Annotated in this window: 14 protein-coding genes; 8 read left to right on the top strand and 6 right to left on the bottom strand. The window is 64.5% G+C overall.

Annotated features, from left to right (window positions below; genetic code table 11):
• Positions 1 to 101: 101 nt before the first annotated feature.
• A complete protein-coding gene (locus UNPF46_RS10695) occupies positions 102 to 1,205 on the bottom strand; it encodes an NAD(P)/FAD-dependent oxidoreductase (protein WP_142249990.1) in 1,104 nt (367 codons plus the stop codon).
• Between the two features lie 202 nt (positions 1,206 to 1,407).
• On the opposite strand from UNPF46_RS10695, the gene UNPF46_RS10700 reads away from it, so the two are divergent.
• From UNPF46_RS10700 to UNPF46_RS10725, 6 genes are read left to right on the top strand one after another with little or no spacing between them, the layout of a single operon-like run.
• A complete protein-coding gene (locus tag UNPF46_RS10700; RefSeq protein ID WP_142249991.1) occupies positions 1,408 to 4,092 on the top strand; it encodes a sensor domain-containing protein in 2,685 nt (894 codons plus the stop codon).
• 36 nt (positions 4,093 to 4,128) lie between these two features.
• Positions 4,129 to 5,619, top strand: coding sequence for a glycerol-3-phosphate dehydrogenase (locus UNPF46_RS10705; protein WP_142249992.1), 1,491 nt, complete (start codon positions 4,129 to 4,131; stop codon positions 5,617 to 5,619).
• 30 nt (positions 5,620 to 5,649) lie between these two features.
• A complete protein-coding gene (locus UNPF46_RS10710; protein WP_142249993.1) occupies positions 5,650 to 6,819 on the top strand; it encodes an ABC transporter ATP-binding protein in 1,170 nt (389 codons plus the stop codon).
• Positions 6,816 to 7,730 carry an ABC transporter permease gene (locus UNPF46_RS10715; protein ID WP_142249994.1) on the top strand — a complete coding sequence of 305 codons (915 nt, stop codon included), beginning with the start codon at positions 6,816 to 6,818 and terminating at the stop codon, positions 7,728 to 7,730. The genes UNPF46_RS10710 and UNPF46_RS10715 overlap by 4 nt, the downstream gene beginning before the upstream one ends.
• Positions 7,731 to 7,734: 4 nt before the next feature.
• Positions 7,735 to 8,547: an ABC transporter permease gene (locus UNPF46_RS10720; RefSeq protein ID WP_142249995.1), complete on the top strand. Its 813-nt coding sequence runs from the start codon at positions 7,735 to 7,737 to the stop codon at positions 8,545 to 8,547.
• A gap of 11 nt (positions 8,548 to 8,558) precedes the next feature.
• Positions 8,559 to 9,056 (top strand): DUF6622 family protein, encoded by a 498-nt coding sequence (locus tag UNPF46_RS10725; RefSeq protein WP_142249996.1) that lies wholly within the window; start codon positions 8,559 to 8,561, stop codon positions 9,054 to 9,056.
• Here the strand turns inward: UNPF46_RS10725 and UNPF46_RS10730 are convergent, their stop codons facing one another.
• The 5 genes from UNPF46_RS10730 to UNPF46_RS10750 form a co-directional block, all read right to left on the bottom strand.
• A complete protein-coding gene (locus tag UNPF46_RS10730) occupies positions 9,057 to 10,049 on the bottom strand; it encodes a hypothetical protein (protein WP_142249997.1) in 993 nt (330 codons plus the stop codon).
• 112 nt (positions 10,050 to 10,161) lie between these two features.
• Entirely contained in the window at positions 10,162 to 11,013 is an 852-nt protein-coding gene (locus UNPF46_RS10735) for a carbohydrate ABC transporter permease (protein WP_142249998.1), read from the bottom strand.
• Complete coding sequence (locus UNPF46_RS10740; RefSeq protein ID WP_100179456.1) at positions 11,010 to 11,882, bottom strand: carbohydrate ABC transporter permease; 873 nt, start codon at positions 11,880 to 11,882, stop codon at positions 11,010 to 11,012. Before UNPF46_RS10740 ends, UNPF46_RS10735 begins: the two co-directional genes overlap by 4 nt.
• Before the next feature lie 93 nt (positions 11,883 to 11,975).
• Positions 11,976 to 13,361 (bottom strand): ABC transporter substrate-binding protein, encoded by a 1,386-nt coding sequence (locus UNPF46_RS10745; RefSeq protein WP_097660079.1) that lies wholly within the window; start codon positions 13,359 to 13,361, stop codon positions 11,976 to 11,978.
• Between the two features lie 230 nt (positions 13,362 to 13,591).
• Entirely contained in the window at positions 13,592 to 14,572 is a 981-nt protein-coding gene (locus UNPF46_RS10750; RefSeq protein ID WP_142249999.1) for a LysR family transcriptional regulator, read from the bottom strand.
• Between the two features lie 115 nt (positions 14,573 to 14,687).
• On the opposite strand from UNPF46_RS10750, the gene UNPF46_RS10755 reads away from it, so the two are divergent.
• Positions 14,688 to 15,761, top strand: a complete 1,074-nt coding sequence (locus UNPF46_RS10755) for a 4-oxalomesaconate tautomerase (protein ID WP_142250000.1) — start codon at positions 14,688 to 14,690, stop codon at positions 15,759 to 15,761.
• Between the two features lie 52 nt (positions 15,762 to 15,813).
• Positions 15,814 to 17,199 (top strand): C4-dicarboxylate transporter DctA, encoded by a 1,386-nt coding sequence (dctA, locus tag UNPF46_RS10760; protein WP_100179459.1) that lies wholly within the window; start codon positions 15,814 to 15,816, stop codon positions 17,197 to 17,199.
• Positions 17,200 to 17,384 lie beyond the last annotated feature (185 nt).

Genomic DNA, 17,384 nt, shown 5'->3' on the forward strand with positions numbered 1-17,384 from the left:
TGAATCAGAACCGAAGCTCTAGATTCTTGTTTTGACGCGTTTTCTTCACGCGAACCGGTGTCCACTTCGCTCGAAAACGCTCTAGGTTTTGTCTCGGCGCTCTAGATGTCTGCGAGCTCGGCGACGTGATCGGCGATCGCGAGCGATGACGTCAGTCCCGGCGATTCGATGCCGAACAGGTTGACCAGGCCTGCGACGCCATGATCGCGTGGACCCTGCATCAGGAAATCCTGCGTGGCCACCGCGGGCGGCACGATCTTCGGCCGGATACCCGAATAGCTCGGCATCAACGCGCCGTCAGGCAGCGTCGGCCAGTATTTGCGGATCGCCGGATAGAAGCGCTCGGCACGTGACGGATCGACTTCGTAGTCGATCGTCTCGATCCACTCGACGTCAGGGCCGAAGCGCGCCTGGCCCGCCATGTCCAGCGTCAGATGCACCCCCAACCCGCCGGGTTCGGGCACCGGGTAGATCAGGCGCGAGAACGGCGCCTTGGCATTGCAGCTGAAGTAGTTTCCCTTGGCGAGATAGGCCGGTGGAATCCGGTCCAGCGGCATGCCGTCGATGTTGCGCGCAACCATCGTTGCCGAGAGCCCCGCGGCGTTGACGAGAAGGTCGCATTGCAGCGTCATGGGCGCCTCGCCGCCGGCCTCGATCTCGACGACGCCGTTCGCAGCCTTGGCGCGGATCAGCGGGGTGTGAAATGCGAAGGCCGCGCCGGCGTCCTCGGCTTCGCCGCGCAGCGAGAGCATGTAGGCGTGGCTGTCGATGATGCCCGTCGACGGCGACAGCAGCGCGGCGTCGCAGGCGAGCGCCGGCTCCAGCGCGCGTGCGGCCTCGCCGGCGAGCAGCTGCATGTCGAGCACGCCATTGGCCTCGGCATGCGCCTTGATCGATTGCAGCTTTTCGGTCTCTTTCGGGTTGGTCGCGACGATCAGCTTGCCGCAATTCTTGTGCGGGATGCCGCGCTCGGCACAGTAGCGGTAGAGCGCATGCTTGCCGTCGACGCACATGCGCGCCATCCAGCTCCCGGCGCGGTAGTAGATGCCGGCATGGATCACCTCACTGTTGCGCGAGGAGGTGATGGTTCCGATCGCCTCGGCCTCCTCGAGCACGATGACCTCGCGCCCGGCCTGCGCAAGCTTTCGGGCCACCGCGAGCCCGACCACGCCGGCTCCGATGACGACGCAATCGACCCTATCCATGGTTGTGCAGCATGTCCGCTGGGAGCGCCGGTGGCATCAGGTCCGGAAAGATCGGCGCGGGGGCGTTTTCCGTTAAGGAAGAATTTATCATGTCAGGGCAATTGCCGTATTTCACGTCACATTTTTCTGTTGCGCGTACAGGCGTTTACCCGATCCAAACCCGTGAAGCCAGACAATCCGACGTTGAAATCGCGGGTGGCTGATGGCTGAGAAGAACTGGCACGAGGGCAGCACGCTTCCGATTGCTGTGCGGGCCGTTGTGTGCCTGGCCGGCACGGTTGCGCCCGCGCGCGCCTTTGCGCTGTCGGACGGCTTCGCCGCGCCGAGCTATCTCGGCCAGCTCGACCCCAATTTGGTCTGGGAAGTCCTGATCGCGGGCATCGTCGTCTGCGCCTTCCTCGCCGCCATCGCGCTGTGGATCCATTCCTCTCTGCGCCGGACCCGGCGCTTGCAGCTGCGGCGCAACGCCTTCGTCTCCTCCGCCATGAACAATCTCAACCAGGGCGTGGTGATGACGGATGCGCAGCGCCGCATCATCTTCTGCAACGACCGCTATCTCGAGATCTACGGCCTGACGCGCGCGGACCTTTGGGCCAACATGAACGGCTATGAGCTGCTCGAGTTGCGCCGCAAACGGGGTGTGCTCGGCGTCTCCGATGACGAGTTCTACGACAAGGCGGCCAGCACCAACGGCCTGATCACGGAACTGTCGGACGGGCGGGCCATCCTGGTGAAATATTTCGTGCTGCCGAACGGTGGCTCGGTGGCGACGCATCTCGACGTCAGCGAGCAGCGCCGGCTGTCGCGACAACTCGCTTCGACCAAGCAGTTCCTGGAAACGGTGCTGGACAATGTCCCGGCCTGCGTGGCCGCCAAGAACATCGAGGACGGCCGCTATATCTTCGCCAACAGCGCCTATGAGCGGTTCTGGGGGTTCTCGCGCGATCACGTCGTCGGCAAGAACGCGCGCGAGCTGTTTGCACCCGCCTCGGCCGATAGCATCGAGGCGACCGACCGGGCGGCGCTCGATTCGCCGGACGGCCAGTTCCGCAACGAATTCGAGGTCGACCGTGGCGGCGAGCGGCGCATGGTCGCCTCGATCCGGATCGTGGTCCGCAACGAGAGCAACAAGCCTGAATTCCTGATGCTCGTGTTCGAGGATGTCACCGACCGCCGCTCGCTGTCGAAGGAGCTGGAAAGCGCCAAGAAGTTCCTCGAGCTGGTGGTCGATAACATCCCGGTGGCGCTGATCGTCGAACAGGTCAAGGACGGCCGCTATCTGCTCGCCAATCGCAGCGCGGAGACGATCCTCAACCGCCGCCGCGAGGAAGCCACGGGCCTGACCGCGTCGGACATCTTCAATCCCAAGGAAGCCAAGCTGATCATCGCGCGCGACGAGGCCGCGATCAAGAAACGCGGGATGATCACCGAGGAGCATCCGATCTCCACCAAGGACGGCCTGCGGCTGTTCCTGACCCGCCGCGCCACCGTGCTCGGCGAGACCGGCGAACCGCAATATCTGATCAAGACCCACGAGGACGTCACCGACCGCCGGCAGACCGAGTCGCGCATGGCGCACATGGCCTATCACGACGGCCTCACCGATCTGCCGAACCGCGCCGCCTTCCTTCAGGCGCTGACCCAGATGATCGAGGCCTGCGAAGGCACGGGTGAGGAGTTCGCCGTCCTCTGCGTCGATCTCGACGGCCTCAAGGAGGTCAACGACGTCTTCGGCCATGCGCTCGGCGACAAGCTGCTGATCGAGGTGGCCCAACGGCTTCAGGACTCCGCCCGCGGCGGCGTGGTGGCGCGCCTGTCCGGCGACGAATTCGGCCTCATCATCGACGGCAAGCAGCCGGACGCGGGCCTTGCGCTGGCGCAGCAGCTCGGCGAGGCCGTCGCGAAGGAATTCCAGATCGACGGCCGGGCCGTCCGCGCCGGTGCCACCACCGGCATGGCGATCTTTCCGCATAATGGCACCGACGGCGCCTCGCTGCTCGCCAATGCGGGTGCTGCGCTGTTCCGCGCCAAGCAGAAGTCCCGCGGCACGATCAGCCTCTATCAGCCGGAGATGGACCAGCAGATTCGCGATCGCCGCGTGCTGCACCAGGACCTGTCGATGGCGATCAAGAACGGCGAGCTCTCGCTCGCCTTCCAGCCGCAAGGCGTCGCCGGCCACAGCGTCGCCGAGAGCGAGATCATCGGCTTCGAGGCCTTGGCACGTTGGCAGCATCCGGTACGCGGCCAGGTTTCGCCGGCCGAATTCATTCCGATCGCCGAGGAAAGCGGCCTGATCGTCGAGATGGGCGAGTGGATCCTGCGCGAGACCTGCCGGGAGGCGGCGTCCTGGCCGAAACCGCTCCAGGTCGCGGTCAATCTGTCGCCCGCGCAGTTCATGCACGGCGACGTGGTCGGCCTCGTCCATTCGATCCTGATCGAGACGGGGCTCGCACCCGGCCGGCTCGAGCTGGAAATCACCGAAGGCGTGCTGATCGAGGATTTCGACCGCGGCCTGGCGCTGCTGCGCCGCCTGAAGGCGCTTGGCGTGCGCATCTCCATGGACGATTTCGGCAGCGGATACTCCTCGCTGAGCTATCTCCAGGCGTTCCCGTTCGACAAGATCAAGATCGACCGCGCCTTCATCATCAATCTCGGCCGCAACCCGCAATCGGCCGCGATCGTCCGCGCGGTGATCGATCTTGGTCACGGCCTCGAAATGTCGATCATCGCCGAGGGGGTCGAGACGGTCGAGCAGCTCGCCTTCCTGGCCAAGGAGGGCTGTGACGGCGTGCAGGGTTATCTGCTCGGCAAGCCGCTGCCGATCGGGAAATATGCCGGTCTCGTCGGCCGCACTGAAATCATGGAGCTCGCGCTCAAGACCGGTTAGTGATGATGGGGCGCTTCGCTCCTTCTCGACGGCTCCATGGCGGATTACGACCTTGCAATCATCGGCGGCGGCCTGAACGGTGTCAGCCTTGCGCGCGATGCGGCCGGTCGCGGTCTGCGGGTCATCCTTTTGGAGCAGGGCGATCTTGGCGGCGCGGCCTCCTCGGCGACACCGCGGCTGATCCACGGCGATTTGTCGGTGCTGGAGCGCCGCGGGTTCTGGCGGGTGCGCCGGGCGCTGGCCGAGCGCCGGATCTGGCTTCGGATCGCGCCGCATTTGGTCCGGCCAATGCGCTTCGTGATCCCTGCGCATTCCGACGAGCGTCCGCCCTGGCTGCTGCGGGCCGGCCTGTATGTTTATGACGGCCTGACGAACCGGGGCGGCTTGCCGCCGTCGGTGACCCTCGACATCACGCATCATCCGGTCGGTGACGCGCTGAAGCGCCCGTTCGGCACGGCGTTCGAATATTCGGACTGCGTGGTGGACGATTCCCGTCTGGTAGTGCTCACCGCGCTGGATGCCGCCGAGCGCGGCGCTGTGATCCGCACCGGGGCGCGCTGCGTGCGCGCCGATCGAACCGACATCTGGAGGCTCGCGGTGGTCGATCGCGGCCATCGCCGTTCCATCATGGCCCGAGCGCTTGCCAACGCGACCGGAGGCTGGACACCGATGGTCGCCGACACCGTGCTGCGGCAATCGCAGCCCGCGATGGCGGCCACGCAGATGAGCCAGATCGTCGTGCCCAGGCTGTTCTATTCGGACAATGTCTACGTGTTCCAGAACAGCGATGGACGGCTGATCTTCGCGAGCCCGTTCGAGCGCGAGTTCACGCTGATCGGCACGGTTACGCATGCTTTCACCGGCGATCCCGCGATCGTCGCGATGCGAGGCGCCGATGTCAGCTATCTCTGCGACGCCGCCAGCCGCTATTTCCGCGAGCGCGTCGCGCCGACCGACGTGGTGCGGACGGTCTCCGGCGTCAACCTGACGCTGGCGTCCGCGCGGGGACGCGACGGCACGACGCTGTTCCATGCGCGCCGTCGCAAGGCGCCGCTGCTCACGATGTTCGGCGGCGATGTCACCACCTCGCGCCTCCGCGCTGAACGTGCCGTGACGAAGCTGACGCCATTCTATCCGATGTCCCCGCCCTGGACCGCGACCGCCGCGCTGCCCGGCGGCGATTTCGCCTGGGACCGCTTCGACACCGAAGTCGACCTCGCGCGCGACCGCTGGCGCTTCCTCTCGGAGGGGGAGGCTCAGCGCCTGGTTGCAGCTTATGGCTCACGATTGCCGGCGGTGCTGGGTGAGGCGAAGATCCGCGACGAGCTCGGCCCGGCCTTCGGCCCCGAGCTGACCGCGGCCGAAGTGCGCTATCTCATGAGCCATGAATGGGCGCGCTTCCCCGAGGATATCCTGTGGCGTCGCTCCAAGCTCGGCCTGACCATGCCTGCCGCGGACTGTGACGCGCTGGCCGCATTCATGGCTGGTGTGAACGATCCAGTTGAGCTGGGGACAATCGGCCGCTAGCGTGCGGCGGAATCGGGCTTGGCAGGGACCATGACGGACGAGTTGCCCAGAACAGACGCCGCGGCCAATGCCGGCGGAGATGCATATCCCGCGGCCGGCCAACCGCTGCTGTGCATCGAGGGAGTCGCCAAGGCATTCGGCGCGTTCCGCGCCGTGGACGGCGTCTCGCTCGAGATCAAGGCCGGTGAGTTCTTCGCGCTGCTTGGACCCAGCGGTTGCGGCAAGACCACGCTGCTGCGCATGCTCGCCGGCTTCGAGGCGCCGGACGAGGGGCGCATATTGCTCGGCGGCAAAGATATCGCGCAGGCGCTGCCGCACGAGCGGCCGATCAACATGATGTTCCAGAACTACGCACTGTTTCCGCATCTGTCGGTGCGCGACAACATCGCCTTCGGCCTGAAGCGGGCCGGCATGGCGCGCGCCGAGATCGCCACGCGTGTCGCAGAGATGGTTGCGCTGGTGAAACTCGAAGGGCTGGAGAAGCGCAAGCCCGACCAGCTCTCCGGCGGCCAGCGTCAGCGCGTCGCGCTCGCCCGCGCCCTGGCGCGCCGGCCGCAATTGCTGCTGCTCGACGAACCGCTCGCAGCCCTCGACAAGAAGCTGCGCGAGAGCACGCAAGGCGAGTTGATGGAACTGCAGCGCCGGCTTGGCATGACCTTCATCATCGTCACCCACGACCAGGAAGAGGCGATGACGATGGCTGATAGAATCGGGGTGATGAAATCAGGCAAGCTCGCTCAGGTCGCGAGCCCCCGCGAGCTCTACGAGGCGCCGCGCTCGCGCTGGATCGCGGAGTTCGTCGGCGACGTCAATCTGTTCGACGGCGAGTCCAAATTGCGCGACGGTCACCGTCTGGTCATTGGCACGCGCGATGCGGGTGCGCTGGTGGTGGCCGAGCCGCGTGAGCCGGTCGGCGCGGGAAGATTGGCCGTCGCGATCCGTCCCGAGAAGGTCAAGCTGTCGCGGCGCGGCCCGGTGAGCGAAGCCGGTCATGAAACGGCGATCAACCGGCTCGATGGCGTGATCGCCGACATCTGCTATCTCGGCGGCACCACCACCTACAAGGTCAAGCTCGACACCGGCGGAATGGTGCAGGCTTCCGTCGCCAACAGCGCGCGCCTCGACGTCGACGCCTACAGCCTGAACCAGCACGTCGTCGCCTGGTTCACGCCAGACGATTGCGTGGTGCTGCAGTCATGAGCGCCCGCCGCATCTTCGCGCGCCCGGCGCGATTTGCCGCCATCGCGCCCTATGTCTGGATGGTGCTGTTCTTCCTGGTGCCGTTCGCCTTCGTGCTGAAGATCAGCCTGTCGCAGACCGCGATCGCGCAGCCGCCTTACGAGCCCGTGTTCGACCTGACGGCCGGATGGGATGCGCTCAAGTCGGCGTTCGCTGCGCTGTCGGTCGACAATTTCAGGCTGATCGGCTCCGACGACATCTATGTGTTCGCCTATGTGCGCAGCCTGACCGTCGCCGTTACCGCGACTGCGTTGTTGCTGTTGATCGGCTACCCCATCGCCTATGGCATGGCGCGGCTGCCGAAGAATTGGCAGGCGGTGGCGATGGTGCTGGTGATCGTGCCGTTCTGGACCTCGTTCCTGATCCGCATCTATGCCTGGATCAACATCCTCCAGCACGACGGCCTGCTCAACCAGATCCTGTTGGCGCTGCACCTGGTCAGCCAGCCGGTGGTCTGGCTCTCCACCGACAGCGCGATGTATATCGGCATCGTCTATTCCTATTTGCCGTTCATGATCCTGCCGCTCTACGCCACGCTCGCCAAGATGGAGCCTGTGTTGGAAGAGGCGGCCTCCGATCTCGGCGCACCGCCGGGGGCGGTGTTCTGGCTCGTCACCTTCCCGCTGTCTCTGCCCGGCGTCGGCGCCGGCGTGCTGTTGTGCTTCATCCCCATCGTCGGCGAGTTCGTGATCCCGGATCTTCTGGCCGGCTCCAATTCTCTGATGATCGGCCAGACCTTGTGGCTCGAATTCTTCACCAACAAGGACTGGCCGGTCGCCTCCGCCGCGGCCATCGTGCTGCTCGTCGTGCTGCTGCTGCCGCTGCTGCTGTATGAACGGCTTCAGAAGCTGCAGCTGGAACAGGGAAGGTAGGGCCATGCGCAAGGTTGCCCGCCTGTCCCGCTTCAACGTCGCCTCGCTCGCGCTGGGGCTCGCGTTCCTTTACCTGCCGATTCTCATCCTGGTCATCTATTCCTTCAACGCCTCGCGCCTGGTGACGGTGTGGGGCGGCTGGTCGCTGCGCTGGTATCACGAGTTCTTCAACGACCGCGCCATGATCGAGGCAGCCTGGATGAGCCTGCGGGTCGCGGTCTCCTCCGCCACCATCGCGACGCTGCTCGGTACGCTCGCCGCCGTCGCGCTGTCGCGCGGCGAGCGCTTCCGCGGCCGCACGCTGTTCTCCGGCATGCTCTATGCGCCGCTGGTGATGCCCGAGGTGATCACGGGATTGTCGCTGCTGCTGCTGTTCGTCGCCCTGAACGCCGAGCGCGGTTTCTGGACCGTGACGATCGCCCATACCACCCTGACGATGTGCTTCGTTGCGGTGGTTGTGCAGTCCCGCCTCGGTTCGCTCGATCGTTCGCTGGAGGAGGCGGCGATGGACCTCGGCCGCGACCCGGTGCGCGCATTCGTGGCCGTGACGCTGCCGCTGATCGCGCCTGCGATCGTCGCCGGCTGGATGCTGGCCTTCACGCTGTCGCTCGACGATCTCGTGATCGCGAGCTTCACCACGGGCCCGGGCTCGGCGACGCTGCCGATCCGGATCTACTCGGAAGTGCGGTTGGGCGTGAAGCCGGAGATCAACGCGATCTGCACGCTGGTGATCGCCCTGATCGCGGTCGTCATCGTCATCGCCTCGCTCGCCTCGAAACTGTCGAGCTCGCAAGGTAAGAGCGCAGCGCCCTTGTGAGCGGGCAGATCATGACGATGGCCTACCAGATCCTGATCCACACGCCGCCATGGGTCTTCGTGCTGCTCGCTTATCTCGTCTGGCAGGGCATTCAAGCGATGCAGCCACGCACGACGCCGATCTGGCGCGCGCTGATCCTGCCGGTCGTGTTCATCGTCTGGGGGATGTCGCGGATCGGCTTCGGGCCCCAGAGCAGCGCGTGGCCGCTGATCGCGTGGATCGCAGCCGCGCTGGCACTGCTGCCGCTGGGTGTTCTGACGCCGCGTCCTTTCGATGTCGATCACGCGACGGGTGAGATCATCCGTCCGGGCAGCGCGTTCGCCCTGATCCGCAACCTCGTCGTGTTCTCGCTGCAATATGCGGTCGGCGTGATCTCGACGATCGATGCAGGCGACCGCGCACTGGCCATCATTGTCGGCCGCGCCATCTCGGGCGCGACCGCCGGCTACTTCATCGGCTCAACCATTGCGCTGCTGATCGCCTATCGGCGCAAGCGGGCCCGCGGATGATCAGCGCGGCCGGGGCGGACGTTTCGAGCTCTTGGCGTTTGTAGAGCGTGACCGCGTGACGGAGGCTGCGACGGGGCTGGCGTATCGCGCGTGCATCGCGCCACGCACTGCGGCACCAAGCTGGCGCAGCGCCAGCGCATTGAGCGGAAACTCCAGCAGGATATGGATCAGGCTCAGCGCCAAAAGGAAGGTGAAGCCGAACGCATAGTCGTAGAAATAGAGCGCGGTGGCAGCTGCGCTGGCGGCAGCCATCGCCGCCAGCCGGGCCTTCGGCACTGCGGTCCAGCGGATCACGTCGGCTTTGATGAACCAGTTGAGGTAGTGATAGGTGTAGACGAAGGCGAGCAGGCTGGTCAGCCTGGTGTCGAGCACGAGGCCCGGCACGCCGAACAGCCGACCCAGGGCCGGGCCGACATTGCCGAAATAATCCTGGCCGACGCGGGCAAAGCTCGCGATCCGGATCTCGGCGGCTGGCGGCAGCAGCAGGATCGTGGCGATTGCGACGATGTAGGCCACCACCAGCGCGCCCTGCACGCGGCTGCCGGACCTGTGGGCGCCCAATATCATGAAGATCAGTGTGAACAGCGAGACGTGTATCAGGGTCGGAATCAGGATGCCGATGACCGCGAGCGAGGATCCGCTCGAATACATGATCGCTGACAGGGCAATCGCGACCATGAACAGCAGCATGCTCTCGATCGCGGAGACGGTGGCCGCCAGCATCGCGCAGACGACCAGCGCGCCCCACATCGCAAAGCCGAACCACGAGGCATTGTCGATCAGCGCCGCGACCACGGCCACGACGGCGAGGGCCGCCGCGATCCCGCGATGGGGCAGATAGTAGCTGCGATCATGCAGCCACGAGATCTCGGTGAAGTAATGCGCCGGACCGAGCACGACATAAGCCAGCAGCAACAACTCGAACGGCACCAGATAGGCCGCCACGAGCGCCAGCAGCATCAGGCCGAGATGGATCGCGTCGTTCCTGCGCATGATGCCGGGCCCCGCTCGAGACCCTGACGTTAGAGCACGCGTGGGCAATCTTCAATTGTCCACGTCGCCGCTCGAACGTCCTGCTTGCGGCGCCGCGATGCCTCCTGTCGTGTCAGGACTTCACCGCACCCGCCGTGAGCCCGCCCACCATGTAGCGGCGGAAGGCGTAGTAGACCGCGGCCGGCGGCAGCGCATAGATGAAGCCGGTGGTCATCAGCAGCTCCCATGGCGAGTCGTCGGCGGCGAGGAAGTTGCCGAGCGCGACGGGGAGGGTGATCTCGCGGTCATTGGAGAGCAGCAGGAACGCGTAGAGATATTCGTTCCAGGCCAGCAGCACCGCATAGGTGCCGATCGCGACCAGCGAGGGCATCATCAGCGGCAGGTAGACCAGGCGGAAGATCTGGAGCGTCGTTGCACCGTCCATCACGGCGGCCTCATCGAGCTCGACCGGGAGCTTGTCGGAGGCCTGCTTGAGCACCCAGATCGCGTAAGGCGAGGCGATCGTCACCATGGCCAGGATCAGCGACCAGTGATTGTTGAGCAGGCCGTAATTGCCCATGGTCCGGTACATCGGAACGGCGAGGAACGCTGCCGGAATGAAATAGGTGAAGAGCGCGAGGTTCAGCACCACGCGACCGCCCGGCACCTTGAGCCGCGAGATCGAGAACGCAGCTACCGTCGCGATGAACAGCGTCAGCACGCCCACGGATGCCGCGATCACCACCGAATTCCAGAACTGCACGTAGAAGTCGCGCAGGAAGTAGTGCTGCTGCTTGAACACGATCTCGAAATTATGCAGCGTCGGGTGGTCCGGCCACAGCTTGCCCGAGAACGCGTCCTCCTTCGGGGAGATCGCGAACAGGAACATGTGATAGATCGGGATCATCGTCCACAGGAAGACGGGAATGCCGATCAGCAGGAGCCGCGCTTCGGTCGCGACTTCGCGCAAGGAGGGGAGCTTCATCGCGACAACCGTTTCATCATGAAGTACACGAGCGGCAGGACGAACGGCATCGCGCAGACGATGGATGCCATTGCCAGCGAGAGCTGGTCGAGCCGGAGATAGCGGATGCCGAGCGTCGACAGCACGTGGGTGAGGTCGGCCGGGCCGCCGCCGGTGAGCAGATAGACGCTGTTGAAATCGCCGAGCGTCCAGATCATCGAAAGCAGCGTGCAGGTGACGTAGAGCGTCTGCATCGATGGCCAGGTGATGTAGCGGAATTTCTGCCACCAGCTCGCGCCGTCGACCTCGGCGGCCTCGAACAGATCGTGCGAGATCGCGAGGCGGCCGGTGATCAGGATCAGCGTCCAGAATGGCAGCGACTTCCAGATGTGCACGGCGATCGCCATGCTGAGCGCCACGGTGGGGTCGTTCAGCCAGTTCGGGCCGTCATCGCCGGTGAAGGAGAAGATGAGGTGGTTGATCACGCCCCATTCGGGGTTGAGCATGAAGCGCACCGACAGGATGGTCGGGATCGACGGCACCGCCCAGGGCAGGATGAAGATCACCGAGAGCCATTTGATCCAGGGGCGCTGCACGGCGAAGAAGCCGGACAGGAACAGCGCGATCAGCATCTTGATGTTGATGCCGATGACCAGGAAGATCAGCGTGTTGACCGCGGCGCGCGCGAAGATCGGGTCGTTGTAGAGTGCGACATAGTTCGCCGGAGCGCGCGCCAGCCAAAGCCCGTAGCAGACGGGATAGACCACGAAGGCAAGGAAGACGAGCAGATAGGGCGCGAGCAGCACGATGCCCCAGACCTGCGCCGGGCTCAGCCGCGACGACAGGGGCGGGCCGGGGAGTGCCTGATCGCCAGAGAGCGTGATCGCCATTCTTTTTGGACTCTTCAAAGAGAAGCCGGCCGCGAAACGCGGCCGGTGTTGTTCTAGCACCTCTCCCCGCGCGGCGGGGAGAGGCAGGGTGACTTAACCCGCGACCTGCTTGATGCGGGCAATCAGCTCGTCGACGGCCTTGTCGACCGGAACCTTCTCGCTGACGACGCGATTCATCGCCTTCGCCCACACGTTCTCGTTGTTGAGGATCGTGAACTTCCAGTTCTTGGTGAAGTCGAACGCCGCGGTGCCGCCCTTGAACTGCGTGTAGACCGCCTTGCGGTGCTTGTCGGCCTGCCAGAACGGGCTTTCCTGGCTCTCCTTCGTCACCGGGAACCAGCGGCCGAGCGCGCCCTCGATATAGGGACGGACGTTCTCTTCCTGGAGCAGGAAACTGATGAACTGCTTGGCCTCGGCCTTGTTCTTGGCCGCGGTGAAGATCAGCCCGGTCTTGACGTCGGAGCGGTACTTGATGGTCGAACCGTCCGGCGCCTTCGGGAAGGACGCCGTGATGATGTCCTGCTCATAGGCCTTCTTGCCGGCTTCGCGCTGCTCGGGCGTGAGAGCCTGGTTCTGCGAGTCTTCGTACCACTTCGCCGCGATCGAGATCGTGAAGTTGTGGGTCATCACGATGGTCTTGTTGTGGAAGGCGACGTTGTTGTCGGGATCCTTCCAGGTCGTGGAAGACGGCGGCGTGCAACCCTTGATGTAGGTGTCGGTGTAGTCCTTCATCGCCTTGATCAGGTTCTCGCGAACCGTGGGATCGTCGACCGTGAGCTTGCCGTCATCGTCGACCAGCTTGACGTGGTAGGCGTCCATGAAGGTGTAGAACGACTGGAAGGCGTCGGTGGATTCCACGCCCATCGGCTGGCCGACGGCGTAAATGCGCTGGCCGGTCGCCTTGCGGATGCCCGGCTGCACCTTGTCGCACCAGAACGTCCAGTAGCCGGTCCAGTCGTTCGGGATGTCGCTCTGCTTGAAGCCGGCCTTCTCCAGCATGTCGTTCCAGATCTGGACGTGCATGCTCTGCTGCTTCAGCGGGAAGCCGTAATAGGCCTTCTTCTTGGCAACGTCGTTGTAGAGGATCGACGCATCGAGCGTGTTCTGCACGAAGCGGCCCTTGATCGGCTCCATGACGTCGGAGAGATCCTCGAGCTTGCCCTCATAGGCCCACTTGCCCTGCGCCTGCACGTCATACGAATCGGAATAGGCGACATCGGGCACGGTGCCGGCATCGAGCGCGGCGACCGTCTTCGGAATCATGTCCTGGATCGCGTATTGCGACAATTCGACCTTGATGCCGGTCTTGGCCTCGAATTTCTTGATTGTCTCGATCAGTGCGTCGTCTTCGGAGCGATAGAAGCCCTTGCCCCACCAGACCGTGATCGTCTTCTGCTGCGCAAATGCGGGTGCAGCGGCTGCAAACAGCCCGGCCGCAGCGACCGCCAGTGATACTGCGCCAATAACCTTGGATTTCACGTTTTTCTCCCTCAAACGGCCGGTGTTTTTAACCGGTCGTATAAAACACTAGCGCAGGATGGTAGCGCAATCAACGCATCTTGTCGGACCCAGGTCGTAGGGCGCCCGGTCCGAGGAGATGCATCATGCAGGCATCGATCCAATCGCCGCATCAATTCGCGGCAATCAATTCGCGATGTCCGAGGAACTCTGGCTTGGCGTGAGCGGTCTCGCCCCGCCCGAGCGAGCCGTCAGCGTTTCCGCTTCGGAGGCGACGATGTCGTGTTCGAGCTTGCCTCAGCCGATCGGGACCGCGGCTTGCCATGCACGCCGGTCTGAGCAGGAGAGCGCCAGGCCTCGAGGAGCATTTTCAGAAACTGGCTGGCATGAGGAGATAGTGTCGCCCCGCGCCTGCGCACGATGCCGATCGTCCGCGACACTTCCGGTTCGACCAGACGAATGGTGTGAATGATCGGATGGCCGGCGGCGGGCGTCGCCAGCTTCGGCAGCACGGCGATGCCGAGGCCCGCTTCGACCAGACCCAGCGAGCCGGAGAGGTGAGCGACCTCATAGGACCAGTTCAGCTGCAGGCCGTGTCGCGCCAGAGCATTGTCGATCAGCGCGCGATTGCCGCTGTTGCGACCGACGGTGATGATCCGGTGCGACGCGATCTCCGGCCAGCTGACCTGCTTGCGCGACGCCAGCGGATGGTCGTGGCGGCAGGCCAGGACGAAAGGATCCTCGACGAGCTTCTCGAATTCGATCTCGGCATGGGAGGCGCCAATGAAGTTGATGCCGAAATCGACCTCTCCGCGCGCGACCGCTTCCAATCCCTCGTTGGCGCCAATGTCCAGAATGCGGATGCGAATGCGCGGATAAGCCTCGGCAAACCGTCCGATCGCACGCGGCAGGAAGTAGAACACCGCCGTCGGCACCGCAGCCACGGAGACCAGGCCCGAGCTTCGCGCACCGATGTCCTGGATGGCGAGCACCGAGGTCTCGAACTCGTCGATGAGGCGGCGCACCTTCGGCAGGAAGTCGCGGCCGGTCATGGTGAGATTGACGTGGCGCGTCGACCGCTCGAGCAGGGGCGCCCCGAGGCTTTCCTCCAGCTTCTGAATGCGTCGGCTGAGCGCGGGTTGAGACAGGTTCAGCGCCTTGGCCGTCCGGACGAAGCTGCCGGTCTCGGCAACGGTGATGAACGCCTTGAGGTCGAGCAATTCTGCGTTCATGGCGTGCTCCTTTATTTCGATAAATGAAATAATACCTCAGATATTTGCATTTCACAAAAGAGTTGGGAAGGCGGATGCTCTGTTCAGGCCAACACGCCGCCGAACGGAAGAGCCCATGAACGATCAGATTGCCATTCCCTGTGTGGTCATGCGCGGAGGGACCTCGCGCGGACCGTTCTTCCTGGCCCGCGATCTCCCGGCCGACCCGAGGTCACGCGACGCGGTGCTGTTGTCGGTGATGGGAGGCGGGCACGATCTTGGCATCGACGGCATCGGCGGCGGCAATGCCGTCATCAACAAGGTCGCGATCGTCGGACCGGCCACGGTGCCCGGCGCCGATGTCGATTACCTGTTTGCCCAGGTGCGTGTTCGCGAAGGGATCGTCGATACCTCGCCGAACTGCGGCAACATGCTGGCGGCGGTGGGGCCGTTCGCAATCGAAGCCGGCCTGGTCGCTGCGAGCTGCGATCGGACCGATATCCGTATCCACAATGTCAACACCGGCAAGCTGATCGACGCCACCGTCGCCACGCCGGGAGGGCGGGTGACTTACGAGGGCGAAGCGCGGATCGACGGCGTGCCGGGAACGGCCGCACCGATCGAATTGTCCTTCCCCAACGCGGCCGGCGCGCGGACCGGTCGCCTGCTGCCGACGGGACGCGCGGTCGATTGCATTGATGGGATCGACGTCACCTGCATCGACGCGGCGATGCCGGTCATGCTGGTCCACGCGGCCGACCTGGGATGCACCGGCCGCGAGGCTCCGTCGGATTTCGCCGACGCCGGCTTCCGGGCGCGTCTCGAAGGGTTGCGTATCGAGGCCGGGCGCCTGATGGGTTTTCCAAATGCGGCGACAATGGTGATCCCGAAGCCGGTTCTGATTGCGCCTGCGGGCGCGGCGGCGCTGAACACCCGATACTTCATGCCGCACGACTGCCACAGCGCATTGGCGGTGACTGGCGCCGTCGCGGTCGCGACGGCCTGCCTCACGCCTGGGACGATCGCTGCAAGGATGGTCGGACCGCTGGCGCCGCCGGTGCCGATCACGCTCGCCCATCCCTCCGGCCAGCTCGTGGTTCGGCTGGAGCCCGGCCCGGTCGCCCGCGTGCAGCGCACCGCCCGGCGCATCTTCGAGGGCCACGTGTTTGCCCGTCGATCGCACGTTCCTCAGGCGGTGCTGGCGGCCTGAAGCCGGACCGCTCCTGAACTCCAAAAAAATGACACCCAAGGGAGAAACGAGAATGCAGATGCACGCGCCGGCCAGGTCCGCGAACGGTGAGCCACGCAAGCCGTTCTACCGGATTCTCTACGTTCAGGTGCTGATCGGGCTCATCCTGGGCGTCGTCACGGGCCATTTCTGGCCCGAGTTCGGTGCCGCGCTGAAGCCCTTCGGAGACGGCTTCGTCAAGCTCGTCAAGATGATGATCGCTCCGATCGTGTTCTGCACCATCGTGAGCGGCATCAACAGCATCAGCGATTCCCGCGAGGTCGGTCGCACCCTGGTGAAATCCATGGCGCTGTTCTATCTGCTCACCGTGCTCGCACTCCTGGCGGGGTTGACCGCCGTGTCGTTGATCCAGCCCGGCGCCGGCATGCATGTGTCCGTCAATACGCTGGATCCGTCCGTGGCCGCGAAATTCGGCAAGCAGGCCGCAGCGACCGGATTTGCGGACTTCATGCTGCACATCATCCCGCATTCGTTCTTTGGAGCGTTCGCCGACGGCGAGGTGTTGCCCGTCCTGCTGATCTCGATCCTGATCGCCTTCGGCTTGAGCCGCGCCGGCGATGGCGGTGCGGCGGTGACAAAGGCCGTCGCCTCGTTCTCGCACGTGCTGTTTGTGTCGTTCGGTTTCATCATGAAGCTCGCGCCGCTCGGAGCCTTCGGCGCCATGGCGTTCACGGTGGGCCGATACGGCGTCCGTTCGATCGGCTCGCTCGGCCTGCTGATCCTGACATTCTATATCGCCTGCTCCGTCTTCGTGGTCGTCGTGCTTGGTACGCTGGCACGGCTGAACGGCTTCAGCCTGTGGAAGACCATCCGCTACTTCAGGGAAGAATTGCTGATCGTGCTCGGCACGTCGTCGTCGGAGCCCGCGCTGCCCGGCGCGCTACGCAAGCTGGAGCAACTCGGATGCCGGAAGGGCGTGTCGGGGCTCGTGCTGCCGATGGGCTACTCATTCAATCTCGACGGCAGCGCCATCTATCTCACCCTGGCTTCCATCTTCATTGCACAGGCTTGCGACATTCATCTGTCATGGGGACAGATCGCGGCGATGCTCGGCCTGATGCTGCTGACGTCCAAGGGAGCGGCCGGCGTCACCGGCAGCGGCTTCGTCGCGCTCGTTGCGACCCTCTCCGTCATGCCGGATCTGCCGGTAACCGGCGTCGCGCTGCTCGTCGGCATCGATCGCTTCATGTCGGAGGCGCGGGCGCTGACGAGCATGATCAGCAACTGTGTCGCAGCCATCACCGTTTCGCTGTGGGAGGATGCCTGTGACCGTGAGGTGTTGGCCCGTGAACTGGACGGGTGTGGCACTGTCGCGCCCGCGGCCAGGACGACGATCGGGGAGGTGGCGCCGGTGCTGGGTGAGGCGAGCTGGATCACGACGACGCGATCCGCCGCCTGACCAGGTCTTGGATGAGATCGGTCCCGGTTTGGTTTGGCAAGTCGGGACCGTGGCGTGCGCTATCTCGGCTGAAGGGCGGCTCGACCACGCTAGAGCATTTTCGGTTCTGATTGAATCAGAACCGAAGCTCTAGATTGTTGTTTTGACGCGTTTTCTTCACGCGAACCGGTGTCCACTTCGCTCGA

The organism is Bradyrhizobium sp. UNPF46 (assembly GCF_006658625.1).
In the GTDB taxonomy this organism is placed as follows: Bacteria; Pseudomonadota; Alphaproteobacteria; order Rhizobiales; family Xanthobacteraceae; genus Bradyrhizobium; species Bradyrhizobium nitroreducens.

Excerpts from the sequence above, each read along its gene's own strand:
- UNPF46_RS10695 (WP_142249990.1), bottom strand. The coding sequence starts at position 1,205 with ATGGATAGGGTCGATTGCGTCGTCATCGGAGCCGGCGTGGTCGGGCTC.
- UNPF46_RS10700 (WP_142249991.1), top strand. The coding sequence starts at position 1,408 with ATGGCTGAGAAGAACTGGCACGAGGGCAGCACGCTTCCGATTGCTGTG.
- UNPF46_RS10705 (WP_142249992.1), top strand. The coding sequence starts at position 4,129 with ATGGCGGATTACGACCTTGCAATCATCGGCGGCGGCCTGAACGGTGTC.
- UNPF46_RS10710 (WP_142249993.1), top strand. The coding sequence starts at position 5,650 with ATGACGGACGAGTTGCCCAGAACAGACGCCGCGGCCAATGCCGGCGGA.
- UNPF46_RS10715 (WP_142249994.1), top strand. The coding sequence starts at position 6,816 with ATGAGCGCCCGCCGCATCTTCGCGCGCCCGGCGCGATTTGCCGCCATC.
- UNPF46_RS10720 (WP_142249995.1), top strand. The coding sequence starts at position 7,735 with ATGCGCAAGGTTGCCCGCCTGTCCCGCTTCAACGTCGCCTCGCTCGCG.
- UNPF46_RS10725 (WP_142249996.1), top strand. The coding sequence starts at position 8,559 with ATGACGATGGCCTACCAGATCCTGATCCACACGCCGCCATGGGTCTTC.
- UNPF46_RS10730 (WP_142249997.1), bottom strand. The coding sequence starts at position 10,049 with ATGCGCAGGAACGACGCGATCCATCTCGGCCTGATGCTGCTGGCGCTC.
- UNPF46_RS10735 (WP_142249998.1), bottom strand. The coding sequence starts at position 11,013 with ATGAAGCTCCCCTCCTTGCGCGAAGTCGCGACCGAAGCGCGGCTCCTG.
- UNPF46_RS10740 (WP_100179456.1), bottom strand. The coding sequence starts at position 11,882 with ATGGCGATCACGCTCTCTGGCGATCAGGCACTCCCCGGCCCGCCCCTG.
- UNPF46_RS10750 (WP_142249999.1), bottom strand. The coding sequence starts at position 14,572 with ATGAACGCAGAATTGCTCGACCTCAAGGCGTTCATCACCGTTGCCGAG.
- UNPF46_RS10755 (WP_142250000.1), top strand. The coding sequence starts at position 14,688 with ATGAACGATCAGATTGCCATTCCCTGTGTGGTCATGCGCGGAGGGACC.
- dctA (WP_100179459.1), top strand. The coding sequence starts at position 15,814 with ATGCAGATGCACGCGCCGGCCAGGTCCGCGAACGGTGAGCCACGCAAG.